Genomic DNA, 18,063 nt, shown 5'->3' on the forward strand with positions numbered 1-18,063 from the left:
TTCTGTTCGGTCGACGCCAACCAGATCGGCGACCGCCCTACGCATGTAGTCAAGTACGACGGAAGGGCCGGTACTATCTGTTCCAGAGATACTTCTTACCTCCCGTCATATGATTCGTGATCACACCAGCATTTCGATCAAAATGAGACAGAGTCATCGTTGGGCCTCGACGACCAATACGAGAACCAGTCTCTGCGTTCCATCTCCAGCAGTTCGCGATCCGTCACAGCCACCACTGCCAAAGTGACGAGGGACGTAAGGATACTTGTCGCCCACTTCATCTCCGGAACGTTCGGGGATGCGGGCTGCTGTACTGGTTTGCGCGACATTATCTCCAGCCCCACTTGTAGTGGCCATAGGTCTGCCCCCCGTAGCCGCCGGCTTCGGAGGCGGGCCCGCCCCACTCGGCCTTGCGCTTCCAGGTGTGCGCGCGGTTCTGCCATCTGACAGCGGAGCGATGGTACGCCCGTCCGGCCGTGTAGTTGCCGGCACGCCTCAACTTCATCGCCTTCGCCAACCGGAGCGCGCGAAGGGCCTTTGCTCCCGCGCCTACCCCGCCCGGGATGAAGCCCGTGGCGGCGAGTGCGACACCCTTGGCGCTGTGGCGATTTTTGTACATGCCGTATCCAGCCCAGACCGCACTGGCCACTCCACACGCCGCACATCCGAACATTGCGCCGACGGACAGACCCAGCTTCACCCCGCCGATCACTGTGGAACCGTGCTTCTTCCACCCTTTCTTGATGCCGCATAGGGCCATGAGGTCGTGGAAGAACGGCGCTCTGGATCGCGACTACCTGTCCGAACACCCCGAACAAGCCGCGGCCAGGCTGAACCCCAGAGCCCCACGACTCACCCCGGCGCCGGTGGCCGATACCGAAACGACGCTCGACCACTACCGCGACGTCATTTCCACCATGACGCGACCGGCCCCCACAACTCCGTTGGTCCCCAGTCGGCAAGCCTCATCGTCATTCGCAGATGCACACGTGATTGCTCGCGAGTAGGGGTTCGCATCTGGGCAGTCGTACATCGCAGACGTGCGACGTTGACGGAGCGCGTTCAGCCGAGAGAGCCCGACGAGCGACCTCATGGCGAGCTGCGGTGCCCGAGCACGACGAGGGCGACGTCTAGCGGGTAGTTCCTGGTGACCAGAAGGACTTGGCAAATGCGGCGCACGAGCGCGCACGCCTGCGTTAGCTGACGTCGACCCCGAAGTCGCGGGCCAAGCCCGCGAGGCCGTCCGCCCAGCCTTGTCCGATCGCTCGGAGTCGCCAGCTGCCGTTGCGGAGATACAGCTCGCCCCAGACGAGCGCGCTCATGCGCGCGGAGTCGTCGGGACGGAACCGGAAGTCGATCGCCGCTCCGGGCTGATGCAACACCGCGGTCGCATCCGCTACGGAATCGCGACCGTCGTCGGCGCTCACCACCAGAACGACGCGTTCGCAGCGCCGCGGCAGAAGGGCGATGTCGATCGTTGCGATATTGCCGGCGAGAGCCACTGCGCCCTCTGCACTGCGCGGGTTGTTGTAGAAGACGAAGTCTGCATCGCGGTCGACACGGCCATCCGCCCCGACCAGGAGCGCGGACAGGTCTGCCTGGCTTGTTTTCAGGTCCACCTGTAGACGCGGCTCCGTGAGTGGCACGTTCTGGCCCGCCACCAGGTCCTGCTGCTCTGTGGCGCGCGCTGGGGCGACCTCGACGGGAACGTCTCGACCCGATGGCACGGCGCCGACGACGAGTTCCGGTGTGATGTCGGCGTCGGCGTGGGTGTCGAGCGTGTAGTCCGCGTCTAGCGAGCCGGCCAGCACGATCGGCTCGACGGCCTGAAGCTTCGTGGGGTCCTTGCTCACCCGTGCCTCGAGGTGCGCAAGACATGCCACCGTCTCGACTCGGGCAAGGTCCACTTCGAGGAACCGCTCCCTGGACGTTGCGAAGGCCACGAGACATACCCGTACCTGGCGACCGGTTCCCGGGTGAGTGTCATTCACGTACCCGTTTAGCACCACGGTCCGAACGACGCGTCCTCGGTCCGCCTCCAATACTTCGTGCACGACACGCAGAGCGGTCTGTCGCAGCACTTCGGCGTAGACGCTGCGGATGTGCGCTGCCGTGCGGGCAGTTGGGGCGATCGTGTCGGAGCTCTTGACGTACCTGTATGCCTTGTCGACGGGCACGACGTCCGCTCGCGGAAGGTCGTACTCGATGGCGAGGTGCCCCGACCCTGCTGTGTAGCCGAGCCGCCACGAGTGCGGGAAGCCGTCGGGGTAGGTGGCGGCCTCCAGCACGAGGTCGAGATAGCGGGTCACCGCCTCTGGTTGACCTGCCGCCAGGCCCCGTTGCAGCGCACTGATCTCTTCAACCTGCTGCTGATGCTCTTGCGCACGACGGGCCGCGTCGGCGTCGTACCGGCGGCGCGCACCTTCGATACGGCTCGCGTGCTGTTCGGCTGCGACACGATGGTCACTCACGGCTGCTTGGTACTCGGCCTTGAGCTGCTCGGCCCGTGCCGCGTGCTTGGAGGCGGCGAAGACGCGCCCCAGGGTCGACGGTGCTTCCACCGCGAAGTCCTCTGCACGAGGAGGTGGTGGCGGCGCTCCAACTACGAGTGGGTCGAACGCCGGGTGAGGCAAAGGTTGTTTGAGGGTCTCAAGGTCTAGGTGGTCATCCACGTCGAGCGTTGCAGCGAGCACACTTTGCAGGGTTTCCACCTGCCGCTCGACTTGCGCGGTCTGCTCCGCGGCCTCCCGCGTTCTGTCCTCCGCGTATAGCCGTTCCCTGAGCTTCTGGTCCTGCATGCTTGCGCGTGTGCGTGCAGCTGCTTCGCGCTCGGCGGCTCGCTTGGCGCTCACCGCAAGTCGGGCTTGCCGCTGCCTCTCCCGTTCAGCCTCTCGCTGCATCTTTACGAGTGTCGCGAGGACTCCGCGTCGACGAGCCATTGATTCAGATCCTCCTACCGGGTCAAGCTCACGCTGGGACGGTCTCCTGCGACTTGCTGGGCTTCGCTTTGGCGCCATTCGGGGGCCTCGGCGAGCTCCTGGAACTCGACCACATGGTTGGTCCCGAACTTCTCCAGCGCCGTGCGCACCTCGGCGAGGCTCACCCGGAAGAACTCGCGACGCCGGTTGACGTGATTGACTCGCCGCTGGTCGAACTCCCGATGCAGGGCCGATTCAAGTGAGACGGCGTCGTGGCTGAAGACGAGCGCATGCACGTCGAACCTGAACGGCACAGACGCGCTGCCTAGCTCGAAGACCCGTTGCATCGGGTCCTCGCGGCGGGTCAGCCCAATCTTGACGACTTGATCACCGAAAGCACCAATGTTGGAGATGACGTAGACGTACCCAACGCGGGTGTTCGCCGCCATCTCCTCCACTTCCTCGATGCTCTCCGTGATCTCCGCAAGCCGCTCGCGAGCCTCAAGAAGTCCGGCCTCATCACCGTTGACCCGGGACCGTTCGAGCAGGCTCTGATAGTGCGCCTGCTCTTTAAGCAGGTCCCTCTTCCGCCGCTTGAACTCCTCCTGCGCCTTGACCTCCTCCCGCTGCCGCTGTCGCTCCTCGCGCGCTTCCTCCTTCTCCTGCTCGACCCGAAGGTGATGGTCGGCGGTCAGCTGAAGTTCTTCAAGGCGCAGGGCATGGAAGGCTTCGTCGATCGCAACACCCATGGTGCTGCCGTTCTGGACGATGGCCTCTCGCGTGCGCTCCAGACGTTTCTTCGCGGTGTCGACCGTGTGTGCTCGCACGGTTCGGACGCAGTTGTCGGCCTCGATGTTGTACGTGCGCAGCATCAAGTCAGAGAACTGGCGAACGAGAGCAGCCCCCTCTTTCAACGATCCGTTCACCATCCAGCCGGTCTTGCCCTGCACCGCCGTCCGCTTGCTGATCGCTGCCTTGATCTGCGACCGCAGGTCATCTAGACGCTTCTTCGAGGACAGGACGTCGTCGAGAGGATGCCGGAACTGGTAGTAGCCAACCTGCTGCAGAAGCCTGAGCTCGTCCGTCTCGACGAGCCCTCTACGCGCCTCACGCAGCCGCTGCTCGAGCGTCGCTACCTCTCGGGCGAGCGCGTCCCGACTCTGGGTCAGCCGCTCCAGTTCCGCATGAACAACCGCAATGCCCGGTGCTTGCGTCGCCGAGCCGGCCGGCTGGCCAGGTTCAGCATCAACATTGACTCCGTATTCGCGCGCCAAGCCGGCCAGACCGGCGGCCCAGCCCTGACCCAATGCCCGTACCCGCCAACCGTTGTCGCGCCGATAGACCTCCAGAAGCACGGCGGCCGGGAGATCGGTCAGATCCGACGGTGCGAACGCATGGTTCTCGTCGCCGTCTAGCAGTACGGCCAACCCGTCGAGTTGACCCCGACCGTCGCTGTTCACTGCGACGACTACGCGCTGCACATCCGCCGGCAGGAGATTGAGATCCAGACTCAGTTCCTGTCCGACGAGGGTGACGCCTCCGCTCGGATGGCGAGGAGCGTTGTAGAAGACGAAGTCGCTGTCGCTGCCCACCCGGCCTCTGTCATCGAGCAGCAGGGCGACAAGATCAAACTCCCCGTTGCCCACCTGGTGCAGGCGCACCTGCAGTGCGGTGGCGTGGAGCGGAACGTTCTGCCCGGCTTTCAGTTCCACCCGAGTTGCCATCTCCTTCGATGAGTACACGAACTGACCGGCCTCGCTGCCCGTATCGAAACACCAACGTATCGGTATCCCTGCAGGTAGGTGGCCATATGGCAGGTGGAACGCTCCGAGCACGGACGGCATCGCGCGGCTCGGCATCTTCGGTGCTCCCCGCGATTGCGACAGACCGGTCACCCGCCAGCACCGTCCGTCCCGTCCATCGCGTCGAGCGCTTCGACTTCGTCATCACCAGGACTACCCGCGAGCAGCGTGTCGTCTGGGTCGATCGGGCGAAGTGTGCGCTCGAGAACGCCCGCAGGCGACATGTCGACGTCGAGCTCCGGAGCAACGTAATGACCCTCGGTGACCGCGGTGCTCGTGTGCCCGAGGAACGCGGCCGCCGTCTCGATGCCCAGTCCCCGAGCAAGCACGGTGGCACCGGTGCGCCGGTACCAGCGGGGGGTGATGCCCGAGTCCGCGAGGTTCGCGTCGCGCAGGAACTCGCGGAACGTTCGGCGAAGGTTGTGCAGGGTGATCACTCCGCCGTTGCGGTTGTGGAAGATCGTTGTCTGCTGGTCGGCCGGTCCCATCGAGCCAATCCGCCGACGGAGCACCTGTGCGGCGAACTCCGGAACGGCGATGCTGCGATTCGACGCGTCGGTCTTGGGCTGGTCCTGCCGGAAGTCGGCCATCCCCTGCCGGCGGACGACAGTCCCTCGGACATGGATGACCATTCCCTGCCGAGTCTCGACTACGTCGCACGGCCGAAGCGCGAGGACCTCACCCGGGCGCATTGAGGTGCCCAACAGGACCTCGCAAATGTCGCGGACCTTGCCGTCTGGCTTCGGCCCGGAGACTGCGGCGCCAGCGCGCCAGTTCGCTGCGGCGACGCGGATCGCCTGGACCTGTTCGAGCGTCATCGCCTGAATCTCGCGCTTTGGTCTGCTGAGCTGCGACCTTCCCTCGACGGGATTGCGGGCGATTGCGTCGTGACGCAGCGCGAAGGCGAACATCTGGTTGAGCAGAGTCCGTGTGTGCTTGGCCCGCGAGTACGACAGGGCGGCCCGCCTTCGCAAGAACCACTCGACGCGCCCGGTCGTGATCTCGCCCAGCATGTAGGCGTCAAATGCAGGGCGCACGTGCAGGCGGAGGTCGTCGCGGTAGTACTGCTTGGTCCCCTCGGATATGTCCCGCAGCTCGAGATCACTCAGCCACAGCTCGCACAGGTCGCCGAAGGGGCTTGCGGCGCTCAGCACTCCCCCGCTGCCGTAGCCGGCGCGGTCGACGAGCCGTTCCTGCAGGCGCGCCCTCGCGCGGCGCTGGCTGGTGTCGACTGCGGTCACTCGGCGCAGGCGGCCGTCGAGGTCGCGGTACCGCGCCGAGGCTCGGTACCGCCCGCCCAGATCGACGAGGAGGACGTCGCCGAACGTCCCGATGGGTGTGCGCGGCCGGCCGCGCGTCACGTTCGATCTCGCACGTGGTGTCGCTCGCCGTCGGCAGCCTCCATGTCGGCGATCCAGGCCTCGACCTCGCTCATCCGGAACCGGATCTGGCGACCGACTCGGAACCCGCGCGGGCCGCGACCCTTGGAGCGCAGGTCGTACAAGGCCTGGTTGCTCCCCGACAAGAACGCGGCAAGCTCTGACATGGTCATCGACGGCTCTGTGGCCGACCTCACGAAAGTGTCCATGCCAGCAGGTGTGCAGCGGACGTCCAAGACGCGACGAGGCGGCCCGAGACTCGACCCTGCGGACTCGATCCCAGGATCAAATCTGGCTATTAAATGGCTAGTGGCCACGTCAGTCTCCTGTGTTCAGGATCCCGACGTGGCCTCTGACCTGCGAAAATGGTGGAGCTGAGGGGACTCGAACCCCTGACCCCCTGCATGCCATGCAGGTGCGCTACCAGCTGCGCCACAGCCCCGCGGCCCACCGGAGCGGGCCACCACACCCTTGCGGGCGCTCGGAGAGTTTAAGACGATCCGCGCCCGGAAAGCCAATCGGGCATCGATCCGGTGCCGTCAGCCCGGGTCGCGGGTCTGCGCGTCCGCCTCCGAGCCGTGCACCGTGTCGGGTCCCGCGTTCCAGTCCGAGGAGGCGTCGGTGGGGCCCAGGTTGTAGCCAGTGAGCCGCCAGCCGGGCTCGACCGAGCCGGTGGACGACACCAGCTCGGCCCAGTGCGCGTTCAGCATGCCCGCGATGCCCCGCCACTGCGGCGGCATGCCGAGCAGCTCGCCCACGGCGGAGCTGATGGCGGCGCCGTGCGAGACCACGACGAGCGTGTCGTGCCGGTCGAGCGCGGCGGAGTGCTCGGCGATCGACTCCGCGATGCGCGCGGCGACCTCGGCCCGCGTCTCGGCACCCACGCGTGACGGCTCGCCGCCTGAGCGCCACAGGGCGAAGTCGTCGGGCCAGGTCGCCTGGATCTCGTCGCCCGTGAGCCCCTCCCACTCGCCGAACCCGCGCTCGCGGACGCGGGGGTCCACGACGGCCTCGATGCCCGTCGCGCGAGCCAGGAAGCCCGCCGTCTCGACGGCGCGATCCAGGTCGGAGACGACGATCGCGGTCGGGTCGTGCCGCTCCAGCAGCCGAGCGGCCGCGGTGCGCGCCTGCCAGCGACCGATGTCGTCGAGCGGGATGTCGACCTGGCCCTGCAGGCGGGCCTCGGCGTTGAAGGCGGTGCGACCGTGCCGCCACAGCAGCAGGCGGCCCGCCGTCACGCGACGTCGCTCGGCTCGGTGCCCCTCGCGTCCTCGGGCAGCTCGATCACCGGGCAGTCCTTCCAGAGCCGCTCGAGGGCGTAGTACACGCGGTCCTCGGAGTGCTGGACGTGCACGACGACGTCGCCGAAGTCGATCAGCACCCAGCGGCCGGCGGACTTACCCTCGCGACGCACCGGCTTGGCGCCCAGCTTGAACAGGGCCTCCTCGACGGCGTCGACGATCGCGCCCACCTGACGCTCGTTGGTGCCCGACGCGATGAGGAACACGTCCGTGAGGACGAGCTGCTCGCTCACGTCGAGGGCGATGATCTCCTCGGCCTTGATGTCGGATGCTGCGCGGGCTGCCGCGACGGCAAGCTCCACGGCGCGTTCGGTGGCAGGCACAGGACTCCTTGGTTCAGGGGATCAGGCAGGTTGCGGTGACGCGTGCGTCGCAGCGGCGACGTGGAGGCCCGACGAGTCGCCCGCGGCGCTGCCGTCGGGACGGTTGTTGACCACGAGCAGCATGATGAGGAAGCCGAGCACGAAGGCGACCAGGGCGAGCACGATCAGGTGCAGCCACGTGTACGGGTGGCGCGGCTTGCGCTCGTCGTCGTCCTCGTCGAGGTCGTCGACCTCGGCCGCGCGGTCGGGCAGCCCGGCCGCGGCGGGGGCCTCGGCGGCGATCGGTGCCCACGCCGGGGCGACATCGAGACCGCCGGCGGAGGCGGGCACGGGTGCCTGGTCCGGCTGCGCGCCCCATCCGACGCGCGGTGACGCGGCCGGTGCCGCGCCGGCGGTGGGAGACGGCCACGACTGACCCACGGGAGCCGCGGGCTGCTCCGGCACGGGTCGCGCCGGCGCGGTGGAAGCGGGAGCCGGCTCGGCGGGAGCGGGCGTCGCCGTGGTCCCCGCGGCAGGCACCGACGGCGGGACCGACGGAGCAGGCGACGGCGACCAGGAGATCGGCGCGGTGACGTCCGCACCGCCGGGTGTCCATCCGCCGCCCCGCGTGGGTGCGGGCGTGGGAGTGGGCACGGGCGCGGGCTGCGGCGCCGGCGACGCGGCCGCCGCCGGAGCCGGGGTGCGCGGCGTGGGTGCGGACCACGACGGCGTGCCCGTCGCCGTGCGCCGCACCGGGGGCGACGACGGTGCCGCCGTGCCCTGCGCGGCTTGCGGGCGGCCCGCAGCGGTGGGGTCGAGCACGGTGTCGCGCGACGACCGGCGTGACCGGGCCGCCTCACCGTAGCCGGCCGTCGGGACGGCGGGGCTCGCTACAGGCTGGCCTCCCTGGACCGGACCGGCCGACGGGCCGTAGGGCTGGGCGGGCCGCGCGCTGCCCGGCACGGGGGGCTTGGAGCCCGCGGCGGCGTCGGCGACTGAGCGGCGCGGGGCAGGGCTGGAGGCGGCGGGCGCTGCGGGCGCCGAGGCAGTGGCGGGCGCGCTCCAGGCCGCGCGCGCCGGCGCGGCACCGGGCGCCTGCGCGCTCGTGCCAGGACCGGATGCGTGCGGCCACGACGTCTGCGGCGCGGGCGCTGGGGCCGACGCGGGACGGGCCGGCTGCGCGCCGCTCGGCGCGGGGCTGCCGCTCGGGCTGGTGCTGCTCGGGCCGATGCCGCCCGGGCGGGTGCCGCTCGGCGCTGGCGCCGCGGCTCGAGGTGAGGCTGCGGCGGATGAGCCGGTCGCGGGCGACGCCGCGGCGGGTGAGACGGCCGCAGGCGACTCGTCGGCCACGCGCCGCGCGCGCCGCGAGCCCGGTGCCGGGACGCTGCCGGTGGACCCGGTCACCGGACCGGTCGGTGCCGCCTGTGCGGGGGTGGGGTCAGCGGCAGGGGTCGTCGACTCGACAGCACCGGTCTCGGCGCTGCGATGGAGGTCGCGACGACGCCGCCGCTCTCCGGGTTCACTCATGACAGACCTCGATACAACCTGTGCTTGGCGATGTACTGAACGACCCCGTCGGGGACGAGGTACCAGACGGGCTGGCCCGCCTGTGCACGCGCGCGGACGTCGGTCGAGGAGATGGCCAACGCCGGGATCTCGAGGACGTGCACCCGGTCCCCCGGGAGTCCGTCGACCGACAACGCGTGCCCGGGGCGGGTGACCGCCACGAACTGCGCCATCGAGAAGAGCTCCTCCGCATCCTTCCACGTCAGGATCTGCTCGATGGCGTCCGCGCCCGTGATGAAGAAGAAGTCGGCGTCCGGACGGGCCGCCTTGAGGTCACGCAGCGTGTCCACGGTGAACGTCACACCGGCGCGGTCGATGTCCACCCTGCTGACCGTGAACCGGGGGTTCGACGCGGTCGCCACGACGGTCATCAGGTAGCGGTGCTCCGAGAACGTGACCTCTTGGTCGAGCTTGAAGGTCGGCCGCCCGGTCGGGACGAAGACGACCTCGTCGAGGTCGAACGTGGCAGCGGCCTCGGACGCGGCGACGAGGTGCCCGTGGTGGATGGGGTCGAAGGTTCCGCCCATCACGCCCAGACGGGGTCGCCGTGGTGTCGTCACTGCTGGCCCACGCTCGGCCTGCGCGCCGCTCAGTGGCGCGTACCCACGCTGCGGAAGGCGTACGTGATGAGAAGCATCGCAACGAGGCCCCCGAAGGCGCCGAGCCCGAAGACGATCGGCGGGAAGGGGAGGTCATTGGTCTGCTCGGCGGCCTCGGCCGCGACGATCAGGGCAACGTGCACGGTACGTCCTCCAGGGTGGTTCGGGGTGGCGACCAGTGTCGCACGGGGTCCTGTGCGATCAGGGTCTGACGTGCCCGTCGCCGTGCACGATCCACTTGGTGGTGGTCAGCTCGGCGAGGCCCATCGGGCCACGGGCGTGCAGCTTCTGGGTGGAGATCCCGATCTCGGCGCCCAGCCCCAGCTGACCGCCGTCGGTGAAGCGCGTCGAGGCGTTCACCATCACCGCGGCGGAGTCCACCTCGGCGACGAAGCGCTCGGACGACGCGAGGTCGCGCGTGATGATCGCCTCGGTGTGGCCCGAGCTCCACGTGCGGATGTGCTCGAGCGCCTCGTCGAGGTCCTCGACGACCCGCACCGCGAGGTCCAGCGAGAGGTACTCGGTGGCCCAGTCCTCGTCGGTGGCGGCGACCACGTCGGCCTCGTCGGGCGCGAGCGCGAGCGTCTCGGCGTCGCCGTGCACGGTCACGCCGGCGTCGGCGAGCATCGCGATGGCCACGGGCAGGAACTCGTCGGCCACGGCCTGGTGCACCAGCAGCGTCTCGGCCGCGTTGCACACGCCGACGCGCTGGGTCTTGGCGTTCAGCAGGATCGGCAGCGCGACCGAGAGGTCGGCGCTCTCGTCGACGTACACGTGCACGTTCCCCACGCCGGTCTCGATGACCGGCACCGTGGACTCACGCACCACGGTGCGGATGAGCTCCGCTCCCCCGCGCGGGACCAGCACGTCCACGAGTCCGCGGGCCCGCATGAGCGCCACGGCACCCTCCCGGCCCCAGGCATCGATCGACTGCACCAGGGCGCCCGGGAGGTGCTGGTGCTCGAGCGCCTCGGACAGCACATCCACGATGACGGCGTTCGACGACGCCGCCGCGGAGCCGCCGCGCAGGATCACGGCGTTGCCGCTCTTGAGCGCGAGGCCCGCTGCGTCGACGGTCACGTTGGGGCGGGCCTCGTAGATCATCCCGACGACGCCCATGGGCACGCGCACCTGCCGCAGCCGCAGCCCGTTCGGGAGCGTCGAACCGCGCACGACCTCCCCGACCGGGTCGGGCAGCGTCGCGAGCTCGCGCAGCGCGTCGGCGATGGCGACGATGCGCTGCGGGTCCAGCGCCAGCCGGTCGAGCAGCCCGGCGGCCATGCCCGAAGCGCGCCCGCGCGCCAGGTCCTCCGCGTTCGCCGCGACGATCCTGTCCGTGGCCGCCACGAGCGCGTCAGCGAGCGCGTGCAGCGCTGCGTCCTTGGTGGCGCGGTTGGCCGTCGCGAGGCGGCGCGCGGCCCGCTTCGCCCGGGTCGCGACCGCCTCGACCTGCGCCGCCACGTCCACCGGAGCGGGCTCGGCCGCGGCGGTCGTGGGGAGGTCGGGTGCGTCCAGCGTGGTCATCCCGCCAGGGTAGTCCGGGCGCCACCAGGTTGGGCGGCGCGTCCGGAATCGTGCGCGGCACGTGCCGCAACCCCGGCGCGGACGAGGGGGGTGACGTGGTCGCCGAACTCGACCGCGTCCTCGAGCAGGTCGTACCCGCGCAGGCCGAAGATCTCGAAGCCGAGGTCGACGTAGTCGAGCAGCGCGTCGGCCACGGTCCGGTAGGAGCCCACCAGGGCGGTCGCGCTGGTCGGCAGCCCGCCCGCGCCGGCCACCGTCGGGGTCCACAACGCGCGGTCGTGCCGCTCCCCCGCCGCGGCGAGCTCCGCCAGCCGCAGGTTCGCGGTGTTCTCGGGCAGCCGACCCGGCACCGCGGGCGCCGAGGCGAGGGACGCGACGGGCCCCGCGGCGGCGGCCCGCTCGTCGATCCGCGCCTTGATCGCGTGCGCCTTGGCCCAGGCCTCGTCGTCCGTGGCAGCGACGATCGGGCGGAACGCGATCTGCAGCCGTGGCGTCGGCCGACCGAGGGCCGCCGCGAGTCCACGCAGCAGGTCGACCTGGGCGGCGGTCGCGGCGAGGGGCTCGCCGAACAGGGCGAACACGTCCGCGACCGCGGCGCCCACCTCGAGCGCGCGGCGCGAGGCGCCGCCCGCGGACAGCCCGGGCCGATGGCCCGACGCGCGCGCCCGCAGCACGAAGTCGTCGACCCGGTAGTAGCGGCCCGCGTGCGAGAAGGGTCGCTCCTCCGTCCAGGCACGCAGCAGCAGCCGCGCGTACTCCTCGAGCCGGTCGTAGCGCGCGTCCTTGTCGAGGTCGTCGCCCTCGGCCCGCTGGTCGGCAGCCACCCCGCCCGCGATGAGGTGCGCGGTGACCCGGCCTCCGGACGTCTCGTGCAGGGTCGCAAACGTCTTCGCGGCGAAGGTGGGCGCCGAGACGTTGGGACGGTGCGCCACCCGCAGCGCGATGCGCTCCGAGCCGGCCGCCGCCCACGCGGCCGCCTGTGCCGGGTCCGGTCCGTCGGACGCGTACGGGAACAGGACGTGGTCCCAGCCGTGCTGCTCGTGGGCGCGGACGATCTCCCGCGTGTACCCCGGGTCGAAGACCGGACCGGTGAGCGGCACGGTCTCCGTCGAGGGGTTGCCGTAGCCGGCACCCAGGAACTCGACGGGCATCAGGCGCCCACGACCGGGGTCGCGGCCAGGTCGTCGTCGGGCAGCCCCGCGGCGACGCGCGCCGCGCCGAGGCCGCGTGCTCGACCGGGGTCGCTCGGCCCCCACAGCGTGGTCGAGACCTCGCGGCGCACCAGGGGCACGACCTCCTCCGCGAACCGGCGCAGCACGTCGTGCTGCTGCTCGTACGGCAGCACGGGGTTCAGGGAGACGGACTGCAGGTCGTGACGGTAGGAGCGGTGGTAGTCCACGATCTTCTCGGCCACGCGCTCCGAGGAGCCCACCAGCGCCGGTCCGCGCTCCACGGCGTCCTCGATGCTCGCGAACGACGACGCCTTGCCGGGGCGCGCGTCGCCCGCGTGGTTCGCGATGTTGCGCGCGGCGAACGCCTCGTAAACCGCGCGGTACTCGCGGGTCGCCTGCTCCGTGCTGTCCGCGAGGAACAGGCCGCCCGAGCCGGAGCCGACGAAGCCGACCGACGGGTCGTGGCCGTGCGCCACGAGCTGCTCGCGGTAGTGGTCGATGAGCACCTGGTAGTTCTCCCGCGGCTGCAGCGCGTTGGCCGACACGATGGGGTCGCCGTACCGGGCCGCCAGCTCGACCGCGAACCTGCTGGTGGCCGAGCCGTGCCAGATGCGGAACCGCCCGTCGAACGGGCGCGGGAGCGTGGTGGCGTCGGCCAGCGGCGCGTGGAACGTGCCCTGCCAGTCCACGTGCTCCTGCTCGAGAAGCAGCCGCAGCAGGCCGTAGTTCTCCTCGAGGTAGTCGTACTGGTGCGCGATGTCGAGGCCGAACAGGGGGAAGTGCTTGTCCTCGTTGCCCTTGCCGATGACGATCTCGAGCCGCCCGCGCGAGAGCTGGTCGACCGTCGCGTAGTCCTCCGCGACCCGCACGGGGTCGAGCAGTGACAGCACCGTGACGCCCGTGCTGAGCAGGATGCGGTCGGTGGCCTGGGCCAGGGCACCGAGCAGAACCGTGGGTGACGACGACAGGAAGTCGCCCGCGTGCCGCTCCCCGACGGCGAACGAGTCGAGCCCCAGCTCCTCGGCGAGCACGGCGGTCTCGACCACGCGCTCCAACCGGGTGGAGGGGTCGAGCTGCACGCCCGTCACGGGATGCGCGGCGTGCGGGACGATGTCGAGAACCTGGAACCTCATGCGGATGCTCCTTGCTGGAGGGCGGTCGGTGGGCGGTGGGCGGTGGGGTCGCCGGAAGGGGCGAGGTCGTAGCCGAAGGCGAGCAGCACGCCGCCGGCGACCCGCTCGGTCTCGCGCTCGTGCAGGCGCACGAACCCGAGCCGGTGGTAGAGCCGGTGCGCCGCGACCATGCGGGGCCCGGAGTTCATCACCACCCGCTCGGCGCCACGCTGGCGGGCCAGCTCGATGACGTGGCGGGTGAGCAGCTCCCCCACGCCCCGTCCGCGCGCGCTGGGCGCGACGGCCAGCAGCCGGAAGTCGAGCTCCCCGTCGCGCCCGAGCGGCGAGAGGTGACCGCCCGGACGCGGCGTGGCGACCGTGCCCAGGAGCAATCGGTCCGCGAGGTCCTCGGCCACCCACACCTCGTGCTCGCGAGCCCGGCCGGCGACGTCGGCGATCGACGCGACGTAGTCGTCGGGCAGCTCGTAGTCGTGCGTGTACGCGTCCACGGAGAGGCGGGAGACGGCGTCGTACTCGTGCGGGGCCACCAGGCGCACCCGCACGCCCGCGCGGGTCAGGTCGTAGCGGAACACCGCGAGCCTGCCGATGCCGCGCCCGACGACGGTGGTCTCGCGCTCGACCACGCGCTCGAACCCGAGCCGGTGGTACAGGCGCTGCGAGACCACGTTGCGCGGGCCCGTGTCCAGCACCACCGCCGCCGCGCCGGCGCGGCGCGCACGGGCCAGGGCGTCCGCCACCAGCGTGGCTCCCACGCCCTGCCCGCGCGAGGCGGGTGCCGTGGCGAGGAGCCGGAGCTCGCGCTCGTCGTCGCGCGCCTGCCGCGTGTACCGGGTGCCGGGCCGCAGCAGGCTCACCGTCCCGACGAGGCGCCCGTCGGCAACGGCGACGATCAGGTCGCCGTCCGCCGCGCGACCCGCGGCGTCGGCGAGCTGGCGCAGGCGCTCGGCATCCTGCGTGGGCCCGTAGGCGCCCGCGTCGAACGCGCTGCGCGTCAGCGCGGCGACCTCGTCGTACTCGTGGGGCTCGGCGATCCGGATGTCGAGCGTCATCGTGTCCTCCTCATGCGAAGTACCCCGCGACGTCCAGCGCACCGCCCGCGGCCTCGAAGTCGGCCCGCACCGCGTCGCGCAGGTCGGCGTCCGCGAGCCAGTCCAGTGCCGTGAGCGCCAGCCCGACCGAACCGTCGACCACGGCGGCGTCGCCGCGCGGCCCGGCGGCCACGTCGGCGAACTCGCGCGTGTGCAGGGCCACGTCCGGGTCGCCGACCGCGATCATCGGGTGGATCCCCGGGAGGCGGACGCTGATGTTCCCGAAGTCGGTCGACGCCGCGAGGATCTCCGGGACCACGCCACCCGCCAGCGCGGTGCGGCCCTGGACCGCCTGGTGACCCGCCCACCGCGCGGCGAGCGGGCCGTTGGTCCGCACGGGGAGCGTGAACGGCGCGGCGTCCCACGCGAGCTCGACCGTGGTGCCCGTGGCACGCGCGATCCCGTGCGCCACGTCCTCCAGCCGGCCGGACAGGTCCTTGAGGGTCTGCGGGCTCGCCGAGCGGACGTAGTACTCGACCGACGCCCGCTCGGGCACCACGCTGGGGCGATCGCCACCCTCACGGATCACCCCGTGCACGCGGTCGCTCGGCGGGATGTGCTGCCTCAGCAGGCCCACCGCCTGGTAGTTCAGCGCGACCGCGTCGAGCGCGTTGCGTCCCATGAAGGGGCTGGCCGACGCGTGCGCGGCCACTCCCCGGTACGTCACGCGCAGCTGGCGGCGACCCAGGAAGGGATGGTCGACGACGTCGTACCCGAACGGGTGCACCATGATCGCCGCGTCCACGCCGTCGAAGAACCCCGCCTGCGCCAGGATCTCCTTGCCGGACGCGCCCTCCTCCGCGGGGGTGCCGAGCAGCAGGACGCGCCCGTCGAACCGCAGGCCCGCCTGGACCGCACGGTGCAGGGCGAGGAACGCGCCGGCCGCGGCGGCGGCGATGAGATGGTGCCCGCACGCGTGCCCCACGCCCGGCAGGGCGTCGTACTCCGCCAGGATCGCGATGGTCGGACCACCGGCCGGGCCCCCGTCGTCCGCGCCGCGCGCGGTGAGCCCGGCCCGCAACGACGTCGCGAGCCCGTGCGTGCCGACCTGCGCGGGGATGTCCTCGGCGCGCAGCAGCTCGGCGACGGCAGCGACGGACTGCACCTCCCGGAACGCCTCCTCGGCGAAGCCGTGCACCTGCGCCGCGAGAGCGAGCGACGGGTCCTGCACGGCCTTCGCCGCGGTGCGGACGAGCGCGACCTGCTCGGGTGCCGCACCGGCGAACGGCGACGTGAGCGGGACGAACGCCGCCCGTCTGCGCTCGGTCGCGGCGTGCAGCTCGTCGAGGAACGCGGTGCTCACACCCGCCGTCATGCGCTCGCCTCCGCGCCCGGCTCGAACGGCAGGCCCGCGTCGCGCCAGGCGGGTGCGCCGCCCTCGACGTGCACCACGTTGGTGAAGCCCTTCTCGCGCAGCGCCGCCGCCACCGGGCCCGAGCCGCGCACCGATCCGCAGACCACGACGATCGGCGTGTCGAGCGACACGACGGGCGCCAGCCGGGTGGCCGCGGCCAGGTCGAACGCCTGGTCGACCTCGTAGCGGTCCACGACGGTCGCACCGGGGATCGATCCCGTCGCCGCGCGGCCCTGGTCGCTGCGGACGTCGATGAGCAGCGCCCCGTGCGCGACCTGAGCGGCGGCGTGCACCGCGTCGACGGCGGGGGCGAGAGCGGCGGCCTCGTCCAGGGAGAGGTCCACGGCGGGTGCGGTGCTGGGTGCGGTGCCGGTCATGGTCGTGCTCCTGTCGGTTCGAGCGTCTTGGCTGGACGGGGATCGGGTGCTGCGGGTGAGAGGACGAGGGTGCTGTGCGGGCACCGGTCCGCGAGGGAGGCGGCGACCGCGGCGCCGACGAGGGCTGCCGTGACGGCGAGCGCGATGGCGGAGGCGCGGCGGTAGCCGGTCACGTCGCCCGGCTCCACCGAGGCGAGCACCACGCCGCCCAGCACCGCGAGGCTCAGCACGGCCGAGATCCGCTGCGCCACCTGCAGGAACCCGGCGGCCAGCCCCGCGGTGCCGGGCGGGACGCCCTGCAGGGTCAGGGACTGGTTGGGCGCGTGGACCAACCCACTGCCGGCCCCGCTCAGGACCTGCGCCGCGACGAGCCCCGCGACGACCGTCTGCGCGGGCGCCCACGCGACGAGCGCGGCGCTGCCCACCAGGGAGACAGCGACCAGGCCGAGCGCCGCCGTCACCGCGGGCCGCCCGTGCCGCGCGGCCACCCGCCAGGCGAGCAGCGAGGAGCCCGCACCGACCACGGCGCCGGGGGTGCCGACGAGCCCGGCGTGCCAGGCGCTCAGGCCCAGGCCCTCCTGCAGGAACAGCACGAGCACGAGCGACGTGCCGAGCATCGCGCCGAACGCGAAGGTCGCGACCAGCGTCCCGAGCGCGAAGCTCCTGTCGGTGAGCAGGGCGGGCAGGACGATCGGGGTGCCTCCCCGGCGGGCGAACCGCCGCTCCCACGCGACGAGCGTGGTGACGACGACAGCCAGCACCGGCAGGCTCCACCAGCTGGCAGAGCCACCGCCGCTCAGCGCGACGGCCGGCAGCAGGACCGCGAGGGTCGCCGCGCCGAGCAGCACCGCGCCGGGCACGTCGAGGCTCGCGCGCCCGGGCCGCCGTGCCACGCGCGGCAGCCAGAGGACGCCGAGCACCGCCGCGGCGATCCCGAACGGCACGTTGACGGCCGCCACCCAGCGCCAGGCCCCGGCGCCGCCGACCAGCGCGACCACCGCCCCGCCCAGCAGCGGCGCGAGGATGCCCGCGAACGTGGCGACCGTGGCGTAGGCACCGAGCGCGCGGGTGCGCCGCCAGCCGGCGAAGTGGTCCTGGATGAGCCCGATGACCTGGGGATTCGCGGTGCCGGCGGCGAAGCCCTGCAGCAGCCGGCAGACAACGACCACGTCGGCGCTGCGTGCCGTCGCGGCCACCACGCTGAGCAGCGAGAAGGACGCCACACCGCCCACGAGCAACCGGCGCCTGCCGCGCGCGTCCCCCAGCCGTCCGGCGGGGACGAGGGTGATCGCGAAGCCCAGCGAGTACGCGGCTACGATCCACTGGACCTGGCTCGTGCTCGCGCCGAGCGACTCGCGGACGGCGGGCAGCGCGACGGTGAGGATCGACTGGTCCACGAGCGTCGCGAAGCCCACCACCAGGCAGACCGCGAGCACGCGGTTGCCCGTCCGCGCCGCGGCCTCCTCCTCGGGGGCGAGCACGCTGTCGCCGTGCGCCGTCATGCGGCCACCGTCGCCGAGGCTCGGGTCGACGACGCGACGGCAGGCA

17 protein-coding genes and 1 tRNA gene are annotated in these 18,063 nt (G+C 71.6%); 1 reads left to right on the forward strand and 17 read right to left on the reverse strand.

The features are described 5' to 3' along the window. Positions 1 to 1,196: 1,196 nt before the first annotated feature. The 8 genes from QRT05_RS09920 to QRT05_RS09950 all read right to left on the reverse strand — a co-directional run bounded on the left by QRT05_RS09920 (position 1,197) and on the right by QRT05_RS09950 (position 8,053). The gene (locus tag QRT05_RS09920; protein WP_289447040.1) at positions 1,197 to 2,798 is read right to left on the reverse strand and encodes a TerD family protein; all 1,602 of its coding nucleotides are present in this window, start codon (positions 2,796 to 2,798) and stop codon (positions 1,197 to 1,199) included. Positions 2,799 to 2,953: 155 nt separating this feature from the next. After that, the gene (locus tag QRT05_RS09925; protein WP_289447042.1) at positions 2,954 to 4,813 is read right to left on the reverse strand and encodes a DUF4041 domain-containing protein; all 1,860 of its coding nucleotides are present in this window, start codon (positions 4,811 to 4,813) and stop codon (positions 2,954 to 2,956) included. After that, positions 4,810 to 6,081, reverse strand: a complete 1,272-nt coding sequence (locus QRT05_RS09930) for a tyrosine-type recombinase/integrase (RefSeq protein ID WP_289447044.1) — start codon at positions 6,079 to 6,081, stop codon at positions 4,810 to 4,812. The genes QRT05_RS09925 and QRT05_RS09930 overlap by 4 nt, the downstream gene beginning before the upstream one ends. Continuing rightward, on the reverse strand, positions 6,078 to 6,308 hold the full coding sequence (locus QRT05_RS15550) for a helix-turn-helix transcriptional regulator (protein ID WP_407650329.1): 231 nt from the start codon (positions 6,306 to 6,308) through the stop codon (positions 6,078 to 6,080). The genes QRT05_RS09930 and QRT05_RS15550 overlap by 4 nt, the downstream gene beginning before the upstream one ends. Positions 6,309 to 6,465: 157 nt before the next feature. Beyond that, a tRNA-Ala gene (locus tag QRT05_RS09935) sits at positions 6,466 to 6,541 on the reverse strand. A gap of 97 nt (positions 6,542 to 6,638) precedes the next feature. Beyond that, on the reverse strand, positions 6,639 to 7,337 hold the full coding sequence (locus QRT05_RS09940) for a histidine phosphatase family protein (protein ID WP_289447045.1): 699 nt from the start codon (positions 7,335 to 7,337) through the stop codon (positions 6,639 to 6,641). Then, complete coding sequence (gene rsfS, locus QRT05_RS09945; RefSeq protein WP_289447047.1) at positions 7,334 to 7,723, reverse strand: ribosome silencing factor; 390 nt, start codon at positions 7,721 to 7,723, stop codon at positions 7,334 to 7,336. Before rsfS ends, QRT05_RS09940 begins: the two co-directional genes overlap by 4 nt. Before the next feature lie 21 nt (positions 7,724 to 7,744). Continuing rightward, complete coding sequence (locus tag QRT05_RS09950) at positions 7,745 to 8,053, reverse strand: hypothetical protein (protein ID WP_289447049.1); 309 nt, start codon at positions 8,051 to 8,053, stop codon at positions 7,745 to 7,747. 130 nt (positions 8,054 to 8,183) lie between these two features. On the opposite strand from QRT05_RS09950, the gene QRT05_RS09955 reads away from it, so the two are divergent. Then, complete coding sequence (locus QRT05_RS09955; RefSeq protein WP_289447051.1) at positions 8,184 to 8,567, forward strand: hypothetical protein; 384 nt, start codon at positions 8,184 to 8,186, stop codon at positions 8,565 to 8,567. Between the two features lie 658 nt (positions 8,568 to 9,225). On the opposite strand, the gene nadD is transcribed toward QRT05_RS09955, so the two are convergent. The 9 genes from nadD to QRT05_RS10000 all read right to left on the reverse strand — a co-directional run bounded on the left by nadD (position 9,226) and on the right by QRT05_RS10000 (position 18,017). After that, the gene (nadD, locus tag QRT05_RS09960; RefSeq protein ID WP_289447399.1) at positions 9,226 to 9,795 is read right to left on the reverse strand and encodes a nicotinate-nucleotide adenylyltransferase; all 570 of its coding nucleotides are present in this window, start codon (positions 9,793 to 9,795) and stop codon (positions 9,226 to 9,228) included. Between the two features lie 62 nt (positions 9,796 to 9,857). Further along, a complete protein-coding gene (locus QRT05_RS09965) occupies positions 9,858 to 10,010 on the reverse strand; it encodes a hypothetical protein (RefSeq protein WP_289447053.1) in 153 nt (50 codons plus the stop codon). A gap of 58 nt (positions 10,011 to 10,068) precedes the next feature. Further along, positions 10,069 to 11,391, reverse strand: a complete 1,323-nt coding sequence (locus QRT05_RS09970) for a glutamate-5-semialdehyde dehydrogenase (RefSeq protein ID WP_289447055.1) — start codon at positions 11,389 to 11,391, stop codon at positions 10,069 to 10,071. After that, on the reverse strand, positions 11,388 to 12,542 hold the full coding sequence (locus tag QRT05_RS09975) for an LLM class flavin-dependent oxidoreductase (protein ID WP_289447057.1): 1,155 nt from the start codon (positions 12,540 to 12,542) through the stop codon (positions 11,388 to 11,390). Before QRT05_RS09975 ends, QRT05_RS09970 begins: the two co-directional genes overlap by 4 nt. Continuing rightward, entirely contained in the window at positions 12,542 to 13,696 is a 1,155-nt protein-coding gene (locus QRT05_RS09980; RefSeq protein ID WP_289447058.1) for an LLM class flavin-dependent oxidoreductase, read from the reverse strand. The genes QRT05_RS09975 and QRT05_RS09980 overlap by 1 nt, the downstream gene beginning before the upstream one ends. Continuing rightward, the gene (locus QRT05_RS09985; protein ID WP_289447060.1) at positions 13,693 to 14,745 is read right to left on the reverse strand and encodes a GNAT family N-acetyltransferase; all 1,053 of its coding nucleotides are present in this window, start codon (positions 14,743 to 14,745) and stop codon (positions 13,693 to 13,695) included. Before QRT05_RS09985 ends, QRT05_RS09980 begins: the two co-directional genes overlap by 4 nt. 10 nt (positions 14,746 to 14,755) lie before the next feature. Continuing rightward, positions 14,756 to 16,099, reverse strand: a complete 1,344-nt coding sequence (locus QRT05_RS09990) for an amidohydrolase (RefSeq protein ID WP_289447062.1) — start codon at positions 16,097 to 16,099, stop codon at positions 14,756 to 14,758. Continuing rightward, on the reverse strand, positions 16,096 to 16,515 hold the full coding sequence (locus tag QRT05_RS09995) for a rhodanese-like domain-containing protein (protein WP_289447063.1): 420 nt from the start codon (positions 16,513 to 16,515) through the stop codon (positions 16,096 to 16,098). The genes QRT05_RS09990 and QRT05_RS09995 overlap by 4 nt, the downstream gene beginning before the upstream one ends. Next, positions 16,512 to 18,017, reverse strand: a complete 1,506-nt coding sequence (locus QRT05_RS10000; RefSeq protein WP_289447064.1) for an MFS transporter — start codon at positions 18,015 to 18,017, stop codon at positions 16,512 to 16,514. The genes QRT05_RS09995 and QRT05_RS10000 overlap by 4 nt, the downstream gene beginning before the upstream one ends. Positions 18,018 to 18,063: the final 46 nt, after the last annotated feature.

It is taken from the genome of Cellulomonas edaphi, assembly GCF_030362815.1.
Lineage (GTDB): Bacteria > Actinomycetota > Actinomycetes > Actinomycetales > Cellulomonadaceae > Cellulomonas > Cellulomonas edaphi.